Origin of the sequence: Streptomyces asiaticus (assembly GCF_018138715.1) — a bacterium.
In the GTDB taxonomy this organism is placed as follows: domain Bacteria; phylum Actinomycetota; class Actinomycetes; order Streptomycetales; family Streptomycetaceae; genus Streptomyces; species Streptomyces asiaticus.
The window spans coordinates 3,190,950-3,201,579 of sequence record NZ_JAGSHX010000006.1; the positions used below are offsets into that span (position 1 = coordinate 3,190,950).

The 10,630-nt window shown below is 74.2% G+C and carries 1 protein-coding gene; it reads right to left on the reverse strand.

The window, feature by feature from the left end; translation table 11 throughout:
* Positions 1-15 precede the first annotated feature (15 nt).
* Positions 16-10,611, reverse strand: a complete 10,596-nt coding sequence (locus tag KHP12_RS20895; protein ID WP_211833443.1) for a type I polyketide synthase — start codon at positions 10,609-10,611, stop codon at positions 16-18.
* Positions 10,612-10,630: the final 19 nt, after the last annotated feature.

Genomic DNA, 10,630 nt, shown 5'->3' on the forward strand with positions numbered 1-10,630 from the left:
GTGCTTGGGCCCGCGTCAGGAATCGTTGCCGTCGAGGCTGTCGAGGTCGAGCGCCATGTCGATGAGGTGCTGGACGTCCATCTCGTCGATGGACTCCGCCTCGTCCTCGGCGCGGCTGGGGTCGGAAGTGGCGGCTTGTGGATCGGCCAGCCGGAGCAGTGTGTCCAGCAGCCCGGCCTCCCGGATCCGGCTCATCGGGATGGTGGCCAGGGTGCGGCGCAGCTCGGCGTCCTGCGGGTCGAGGTCCACATCGGGCAGGGCGTGGCCGGGGCCGTGGCCCGGTCCGTCCGGGACCAGCTCGGTCAGCAGGTGCTCGGCGAGCGCGGCCGGGGTCGGGTAGTCGTAGACCAGGCTGGCGGGCAGCTTGAGGCCGGTGGCCGTGCCGAGCCGGGTGCGCAGTTCGACCGCGGTGAGCGAGTCGAAGCCCAGCTCGTTGAAGGCGCGTCCGGCCTCGACCTCGTCGGCGGAGGCGTGGCCGAGGGCGCTGGCGACATGGGTGCGGACCAGCTCGAGCACCGCGTCCTCGCGCTCGGCCGCGGACAGCCCGGCGAGCCGCTCGCGCAGGCCCGACCCGCCGTCGGCCGCCGCCTTGTCCGCCGGCTCGCCGTCGCCGCCGCCGCGCAGGGCCTTGGCCACCTGCGGCAGATCGTCGATCAGCGGGCGGGGGCGGGCGGCGGTGAAGGCCGGGGCGAACCGCTCCCAGTCGACATCGGCCACCGTCACGGCGGTCTCCTCGCGGGAGAGCACCCGCTGGAAGGCGGCCATGTTCACCTCCGGTGCCATCGGCGGCAGTCCACGGCGGCGCAGCTGCTCCTCGGCGTCGCCCTCGGCGGCCATGCCGCCCTCCGCCCACGGGCCCCAGGCCACCGAGGTGGCGGGCAGGCCACGGGCCCGGCGCTGTTCGGCCAGCGCGTCGAGGAACGCGTTTCCGGCCGCGTAGGCGCCCTGGCCGCCGCTGCCCCACACCCCGGCGATCGAGGAGAAGAGCACGAAGGCGTCCAACTCGGTGTCGCCGCCGAAGAGCGCGTCGAGGTGGACCGCACCGGTCGTCTTGGCCGCCACGATCCGGGCGAACTCGGGCAGTTCGGTGCCGGTGCCGGGCTCCTGGGAGATCCCGGCCGAGTGCACCACGGCCCGGACCGGCGTGCCATTGGCGGCCAGCTTCTCCACCAGTGCGGCGAGCGCGTGGCGGTCGGCCACATCGCACGCCTCGACGGTCACGGCGGTGTCGGTGCCGGACAGTTCGGCCACGATCTCGGCCGCGCCCGGCGCGTCGGGGCCACGGCGGCTGAGCAGCACCAGCCGCTCCGCGCCGTGGTCGGCCAGCCAGCGGGCCACATGCCGTCCCAGGGCGCCCGTGCCACCGGTCACCAGCACGGTGCCGCGCGGCGTCCAGGGCTCGGCGGCGGCGGTGGCCGCGGTGCGCGGGGCCGGGACGAGGCGGCGTACGAAGACCCCGGTGGCGCGGATCGCCACCTGGTCCTCGTCGTCGGACCCGGCGAGCACGGCCGCGAGCCGGTCCAGCGTCCGCTCGTCCACGGTCTCCGGGAGGTCCACCAGGCCACCCCAGCGCTCGGGCTGCTCCAGGGCGACCACGCGGCCGTAGCCCCAGACCTGGGCCTGGGTGGCGCTGTCCAGCCGGTCGGCGCCGCCGGTCGAGACCGCGCCCCGGGTGGCGCACCACAGCCGCGCCGGGGCGTCGTCGCCGCGCCGCGCCAGCGCCTCGGCCAGCGCACCGGTCAGCGCGAGGCCGACCGGCACCGCCGGATGCTCCGGGTGCGGCCGCTCGTCCAGCGCCAGCAGGGACAGCACCCCGGCCGCCGGGCCACCGGCCGACGCCGAGGCGAGTCGGTCGGCCACGGCGGCGGGGTCGGTGTCGGCGGCGTCCAGTTCCAGCGTGACGACCCGCACGCCGCGCCGGGCCAGGTCGTCGGCCACGGCGGTGATCCGCGGGTCGTCGGCGTGGCTCGCCGGGACGACGGTCAGCCAGGTGCCGGACGGGGCCGGGGCGCCCGAAGGGCCGCCCTGGGGACGCGGCTTCGCCACTACGGGCTTCCACACCACGTTGTAGAGGTGGCCGTCCGCGGCGGACCGCTCGCGCTGGGCGCGGCGCCACGAGGACAGGGCGGGCAGCACCGCGCTGAGCGGCTGGTCGCCCTCGACCCGCAGCTCACCGGCGAGCGACTCCCAGTCCTCGCGCTCCACGGCCTCCCAGAACCGCGCGTCCACGGCGCCCACGGCGCCCTCGGCCGGGGTCCCGGCCGCCGGGGCGATGTCCGGCCAGTAGCGGCGGCGCTGGAACGCGTACGTCGGCAGGTCGACACGGTGTGCGCCGGTCCCGGCGAAGTACCCGGCCCAGTCAACCTCGGCGCCCCGGACATACGCCTGGGCGAGCGCGGTGGTGACGGTCTGGGCCTCGGGGCGGTCCTTGCGCAGCGCGGCGGCGAAGGCGGTGCCCTCGCCGGTCACGCAGTCCTGGGCCATGGCGGTGAGCACACCGTCGGGGCCGAGTTCGACGTAGGTGGTGACGCCCTGGGCTTCCAACGCCCTTACGCCATCGAGGAAGCGGACCGCCTCGCGGACGTGGCGCACCCAGAAGTCGGGGCTCGTGATCTCCTCGGCGGAGACCAGCTCGCCCGTCAGGTTGGACACGATGGGGAGGCGCGGGGCCTCGTACGTAAGCCCCTGTGCGACCTCGCGGAACGCCTCCAACATGCTGTCCATGCGCGGCGAGTGGAACGCGTGGCTCACGGCGAGCCGCTTGGTCTTACGGCCCTGCGCCTCGAACGCGGCTGCGATCTCCCCGGCCGCGTCCTCATCACCCGCGATGACCACGGAGGTCGGACCGTTGAGCGCGGCGATCGAGACACGCTCGGTGAGCAGCGGCGTCACCTCGTCCTCGGACGCCTGGACGGCGATCATCGCGCCACCGGTGGGCAGCGCCTGCATCAGACGGCCACGCGCGGCCACCAACTTCGCCGCGTCCGCCAGCGAGAACACCCCGGCCACATGCGCGGCGGCCAGCTCACCGATCGAGTGCCCGGACAGGAAGTCCGCCTTCAGACCCCATGCCTCAACGAGCCGGAACAGCGCCACCTCGACCGCGAACAGCGCGGGCTGAGTGAACCCGGTCTGGTCCAGCGCCTCGGCGTCCTCCCCGAACAGCACCTCACGAAGGGGCCGTTCGAGATGCGCGTCCAGCTCCGCACACACCGCGTCCAGCGCCTCGGCGAACACCGGGTACGCGTCGTACAGCTCACGCCCCATCCCCAGCCGCTGGCTCCCCTGCCCCGTGAACAGGAACGCCAGCTTGCCACCGGTCACCGAGCCCTCGACGAGCCCCGCCGCACCGCGCCCCTCGGCCAGCGCCGCGAGCTGGTCGCCGAGGAGGTCGCCGTCCGGGCCGAGCAGCACGGCCCGGTGTTCCAGGGCGGCACGCGAGGTGGCCAGGGAGTACGCGAGGTCGAGCGGGCGCGGCGTGTCGGCTCCGGCGGCGGCCACGGAGGGGCGCAGCCGTGCGGCCTGGGCCCGTAGCGCGTCCTCGGTACGGCCCGAGACCGGCCAGGCGAGGACGGGCAGGGCCCGCTCCGGAGCGGGCGCGGAGACCGCGTCCATGGCCGGGGCCTGCTCGATGATCGCGTGCGAGTTGGTGCCGCTGAAGCCGAACGACGACACGCCCGCGCGGCGCGGACGGCCGGTCTCCGGCCAGGGCCGGGCCTCTGTCAGCAGCTCGATGTCCCCGGCGGTCCAGTCGACGTGCGGGGTCGGCTCGCTGACGTGCAGGGTCCGCGGCAGCACACCGTGCCGCATCGCCATGACCATCTTCATGATGCCGGCGGCGCCCGCCACGGCCTGGGTGTGGCCGATGTTGGACTTCACCGAGCCCAGCCACAGCGGGCGGTCCTCGGGCCGGTCCTGGCCGTAGGTGGCGAGCAGCGCCTGGGCCTCGATCGGGTCGCCGAGCGTCGTACCCGTGCCGTGTGCCTCCACGACGTCGATGTCCGTGGCCGAAAGACCGGCGTTGGCGAGGGCCTGCCGGATGACGCGCTGCTGGGACGGGCCGTTGGGCGCCGTCAGGCCGTTGGACGCGCCGTCCTGGTTGATGGCGGTGGAGCGCAGGACGGCGAGCACCGGGTGGCCGTTCCTGCGGGCGTCGGAGAGCCGCTCCACCAGGAACAGGCCCACGCCCTCGGCCCAGTTGGTGCCGTCCGCGTCCGCCGAGAAGGCCTTGATCCGGCCGTCGGCGGCCAGTCCGCGCTGCCGGCTGAACTCCAGGAAGGCGCCCGGGGTGGACATGACCGTGACGGCACCGGCCAGCGCGAGCGAGCATTCGCCGTTGCGCAGCGCCTGCGCGGCCAGGTGCAGCGCCACCACCGAGGACGAGCAGGCGGTGTCGATGGTGACCGCCGGTCCTTCGAGCCCGAAGGCGTAGGAGAGGCGGCCGGAGGCCACGCTGGAGGAGTTGCCGGTGCCGAGGTGGCCCTCGAGGCCCTGCGGCTCGTTCAGCCACAGGGTCAGGTAGTCCTGGTCGTTGGAGCCGATGTACACGCCGGTACGGCTGCCGCGCAGCGCGGCCGGGTCGATCCCGGCCCGCTCGAACGCCTCCCAGGTGGTCTCCATCAGCAGCCGCTGCTGCGGGTCCATCGCGAGCGCCTCGCGCGGCGAGATGCCGAAGAACGAGGCGTCGAAGTCGGCCACGTCGTGCAGGAAGCCGCCCTCGCGGGTGTAGCTGGTGCCCTCGAGGTCGGGGTCGTCGCTGTAGAGGGTGGCGAGGTCCCAGCCGCGGTCGGCGGGGAACGGCGTGATGGCGTCGTCACCGGCCACCAGCAACTGCCACAGCTCCTCGGGCGAGTGCACCCCGCCGGGGAAGCGGCAGCTCATGGCGACGATCGCGATCGGGTCGTCGCGGTCCACCGCGCTGATCACCCGGTCGGGGACGATTCCGTCGGCCGGTTCCCCCACGATCTCCTGGCGCAGATGGCCCGCCAGGGCGGTCGAGGTGGGGTAGTCGAAGACGAGCGTCGGCGGCAGCCGCAGCCCGGTGGCCTCGCGCAGCAGGTTGCGCAGCTCGACGGCGGTCAGGGAGTCGAAGCCCAGGTCCTTGAACGCCCGGCCCTCCTCCACGGCCTGCGGGCCCGCATGGCCGAGGACGGCCGCCACCTGCGTACGCACCAGGTCCAGCAGCAGCCGGTCCTGCTCGGCCGCGCTCAGCCCGGCCAGTCGCTCCGCCAGCGCGGAACCGCCGCCCGCGGCGGTGTCCACCGCGCGGCGCACCGGGGCCCGCACCAGGCCGCGCAGCAGCGGCGCGAGCGCGCCCGCCGCGGCCCGGGCGCGCAGCGCCACGGCGTCCACGCGCATCGGGACGGGTGCCACCTCGTCCGTGGTGAGCGCGGCGTCGAGGAGCGCCAGGCCCTCCGCCGGGGACAGCGGCGGCAGTCCGGCGCGCCGCATCCGGGCGATGTCGGCCTCGTCCAGGCCGCCGGCCATCCCGGCGCCGGCCCAGGGGCCCCAGGCCAGTGAGACGGCGGGCAGGCCCGCGGCGCGGCGGTGTGCGGCCAGGGCGTCGAGGAAGGCGTTGGCGGCCGCGTAGTTGCCCTGGCCGGGGGTGCCGAACACGCCCGAGGCGGAGGAGAACAGCACGAAGGCGGTCAGGTCGAGGTCGCGGGTGAGCTCGTGGAGGTTCCACGCCGCGTCCACCTTCGGGCGCATGACGTGCGCCATGCGCTCGGGGGTGAGCGAGCCGATCACACCGTCGTCCAGTACGCCTGCGGTGTGCACGACCGCCGTCAGCGGATGCTCGGCGGGGACCGTGGCGAGGGCCGCGGCGAGCGCGTCCCGGTCCGCCACATCACACGCCGCCCAGCGCGCGCTCGCGCCCAACTCGGCCAACTCGGTGGCGAGTTCATCAGCACCCGGCGCCTCGCCGCCGCGACGGCTCACCAGCAGCAGCTGCCGTACGCCACGCTCGGCCACCAGATGCCGGGCCACCAGCCCGCCCAGCGAACCGGACGCGCCGGTCACCAGCACCGTGCCCTCGGGGTCGAAGGCGTTCTCGGTGGTCGTCTCGTCCGCGACCGGCACCCTGGCCAGCCTCGGGATACGGGTCACGCCCGCACGGACGGCCAGCTGCTCCTCGTCCGCCGCGAGCGCGGCCGGAAGCGCCGCGAGCGACGCGTCCTGGCCGTCGATGTCCAGGAGGACGAAGCGGTCCGGGTTCTCCGCCTGCGCGGAGCGCACCAGACCTTGTACGGCGGCGCCCGCCGGATCCGTCACCGGCTCACCGGCTCCGGTGGCCACGGCCCCTGAGGTCAGCAGGACCAGCCGGGAGTTCGTGAAGCGGTCGTCAGCCAGCCACTGCCGCAGCAGGCCCAGCACCTGGGTGGTGGTCTGGTGCGCCGTGGTGGCGGGCGAGGGGCTTTCCCCCACCCCGCCCCTTCCCGCAGCATCGATATGCGGCTCCGCCGCGTGGATGGGCTCCGCCCCTTGACCCCGGTCCTCAAGCGCCGGACGGGCTGAAGATGCCGCATCCGGGCCTTCGAGTGCCGCGCCGTCTGCGTGCGGGTGCGTACGCCCTTCGGGCGTGTCCTCAATCGCCGGACGGGCTTGAACTGCCGCACCCGGACCTTCAGATACCGCGCCAAGGCCTTCAGATGCCGCGCCGTCCGAGTGCGCGCCCGGACGCCCCTCGGGCATGTCCTCAAGCGCCGGACGGGCTTGAATTGTCGCACCCGGGCGTTCACGTGCCGGGCACACCACTACGTACTCCGGCAGCGCCGTTCCGGAATCGACGGCCTCGCCCAGCTCCGCGAGGTCTGCGTATGCCGTGGCACCCAACCCGAACGCATCCGTGCCCAGCACCGCCCAGCGGCCGCCGCCGGGCGCGCCGGCACCCGCCCCGGCCGGGAGTTCGGTCCACTCCACGCGGAACAGCGACTCGTGGTACGCCGCCCGCGCGGCCCGCACCTGCTCCGCCGACACGGCGCGCAGGACCAGCGAGTCCACGGCCGCGACCGGCGCACCGGTGGCATCCGCGATCTCCAGCCGGACACCGTCCGCGCCCCGCAGCTCCAGCCGCACCCGCAGCGCCGGGGCGCCGCTCGCGTACAGCGACACGCCGGTCCAGGCGAACGGCAGCCGCCCCTGGCCGTCGCCGTCGCCCAGGCCGTCCAGGCCGAGCGCGTGCAGCGCCGAGTCGAGCAGCGCCGGGTGCAGACCGTACGCCTGCGCGTCGGGCGCGGCGGACTCGTCCAGCCGGACCTCGGCGAAGAGTTCGTCGCCGCGCCGCCACGCGGCCGTGAGCCCCTGGAACACCGGGCCGTACCGCAGCCCGCCGTCCGCGAGCGCCGCGTACAGCTCCTCGGTACCGGCCGCCTCGGCGCCCTGCGGCGGCCACGCGGTCAGCGCGAACGACGGCCTGGGCGCGCCCGTGGCGAGCACACCGTCGGCGTGTCGCGTCCACGGCTCCTCTGCCGGGGCGTCCTCCGCGCGGGACAGCACGGTCAGCGACCGACGTCCGGCGCCATCGGGCGCGCCGACGGTGAGCTGCAACCGGATGCCACCGCGTGCGGGCAGCACCAGCGGGGCGTGCAGGGACAGCTCGTCGAGCAGGTCACAGCCGACCTGGTCACCGGCGCGGACGGCAAGCTCCACGAAGGCCGTGCCGGGCAGCACCACCGCGCCCTGCACCACATGGTCGGCCAGCCACGGATGCGTATCCACACCCAGCCGTCCCGTGAACACCAGCCCATCGGTCTCCGCCAGCGGCACGGCGGCGCCGAGCAGCGGGTGCCCCGCCAACTCCAGGCCCACCGAGGCCACATCGCCCACGGACGCCGCGCCCGGCTCCAGCCAGAACCGCTCGTGCTGGAAGGCGTACGTCGGCAGGTCGACGTGGTGGGCGTCCCTACCGGCGAAGTATCCGGCCCAGTCCACCGCCACACCGCGCACATGGGCACGTGCGACGGCCGTGGTCAGCGCCTCGGCCTCGGGACGGTCCTTGCGCAGCGCGGAGACGAAACCGGCCGCGTCGGCGTCGGTGACGCACTCCTGGGCCATGGCGGTGAGCACACCATCCGGGCCCAGCTCGATGAACGTGGTGACGCCCCGGGCCTCGAGGGTGCGCACACCATCGAGGAAGCGCACGGCCTCACGGACGTGACGCACCCAGAAGTCAGAAGTGGTGATCTCGTCGGCGGACACCACGCCACCGGTCAGATTCGACACGATCGGAATCTTCGGGGCCTCGTACGACAGCCCCTCCGCAACCTCGCGGAACGCCTCCAGCATCCCGTCCATACGCGGGGAGTGGAACGCGTGGCTGACCGTGAGCCGCTTGGTCTTACGACCCCGCGCCTCGAAACCGGACGCGATCTCCAGCGCCGCGTCCTCATCACCCGCGATGACCACCGACGACGGCCCATTGAGGGCGGCAATGCTGACCCGCTCGGTCAGCAGCGGCGCCACCTCGTCCTCCGACGCCTGGATGGCGATCATCGCGCCACCCGCCGGAAGCTCCTGCATCAACCGGCCACGCGCCGCCACCAGCTTGGCAGCGTCGGCAAGCGACAACACACCCGCCACATGCGCGGCGGCCAACTCACCGATCGAGTGACCCGACAGATAGTCGGGCCGCAGCCCCCACGCCTCCGAGACCAACCGGAACAGCGCCACCTCAACCGCGAACAAAGCGGGCTGAGTGAACCCCGTCTGATCCAGCGCCTCGGCATCGTCCCCGAACAGAACGTCCTTCAGCGGCCGCTCAAGATGCGGGTCCAGCTCCGCGCACACCTCATCCAGCGCCTCCGCGAACACCGGATAGGCGTCGTACAGCTCACGCCCCATCCCCAGCCGCTGACTCCCCTGCCCCGTGAACAGGAACGCCGTCTCGCCCTCGGCGACCGTCCCCTCGACCAGCCCCGGCGCGGACTCCCCCCGCGCCAGCGCGTCAAGACCGGCGGCCAGCCCGGCGCGGTCCTCGCCCACGAGCACCGCGCGCCGCTCCAGCGCCGCCCGGCCGGTGGCCAGTGAGTGGGCCACATCAGCCGTGCCGAGGGCCGGTTCGCGGTCGAGGTGGGAGGCGAGGCGCCGGGCGTTGTCGCGCAGCGCCGCCGCGTTCCTGGCGGAGAGGAGCCACGGCAGCACGGCGGCCGTGACCGGCGCGGCGTTCGCGGCCGGGGCGGCGTCCCCGTCCGGCTCCGGAGAGTCTTCCGCGGCCTCCGGCTCGGGGGCCTGCTCCAGGATGGTGTGGGCGTTGGTGCCGCTCACGCCGAAAGCCGAGATCCCGGCCCGGCGCGGCCTGCCGGTCTCGTCCCAGGGCCGGGCCTCGGTCAGCAGGGACACCTCGCCCGCCGTCCAGTCGACGGTCGGGGACGGCTCGTCGACGTGGAGGGTCTTGGGCATGAGGCCGTGGCGTATCGCCATGACCATCTTGATGACGCCCGCGACGCCCGCCGCCGCCTGGGCGTGGCCCAGGTTGGACTTGAGCGAGCCCAGCCACAGCGGCCGCCCCTCGGGCCGCTCCTGGCCGTAGGTGGCGAGCAGCGCCTGCGCTTCGATGGGATCGCCCAGTGTGGTGCCCGTGCCATGCGCCTCGACGACGTCGATCTCGGCGGCGGACAGCCGGGCGTTCTCCAGCGCCTGGCGGATGACACGCCGCTGGGACGGGCCGTTCGGCGCGGTCAGACCGTTCGACGCGCCGTCCTGGTTCACCGCGCTGCCGCGCACCACGGCCAGCACCTGGTGGCCGTTGCGCCGCGCGTCCGACAGCCGCTCGACCAGCAGTACCCCGACGCCCTCGGACCAGCCGGTGCCGTCCGCCGACGCGGCGAAGGACTTGCAGCGGCCGTCGGGGGCGAGGCCGCGCTGGCGGCTGAACTCCACGAAGACATCGGGGTTGGGCATCACGGTGACGCCGCCGACGAGGGCGAGCGAGCATTCGCGCTGCCGCAGCGCCTGGGCCGCCCAGTGCAGGGCGACCAGCGACGACGAGCACGCGGTGTCGATCGTGGCGGCGGGGCCCTCGAGACCGAAGGTGTAGGCGATACGGCCGGACAGCACGCTGGTGGCACCGCCGGTGAGCAGCAGGCCCTCCAGCTCCTCCGGCGCGCCCTGGACATCGGAGCCGTAGCCCATGGCCGAGGCGCCCACGTACACACCGGTGCGGCTGCCCTTGACGGACGTCGGGTCGATTCCCGCGCGCTCGAACGCCTCCCACGACGTCTCCAGCAGCAGCCGCTGCTGCGGGTCCATGGCGAGCGCCTCGCGCGGCGAAATGCCGAAGAATCCGGGGTCGAATTCGGCGGCGCCGTCGAGGAATCCACCGCCGCTGTTGTAGAAGGTGCCCTTGCGGTCGGGGTCCGGATCGGCCAGTCCGTCGATGTCCCAGCCGCGGTCGGCGGGGAATCCGGAAATGGCGTCACCGCCCTCCGCGACCAGCCGCCACAGATCCTCTGGCGAACCGACGCCACCGGGGAAACGGCAACTCATCGCCACAATGGCGATCGGTTCCTGCGCGTCCGCCTCCACCTCGGTCAGGCGGCGACGGGCCCGGCGCAGCTCAGTGGTCATCCACTTCAGATTGTCGAGAAGCTTCTCTTCGTTCGCGCTAGCCACGGAAACGTCACCTCCTGAG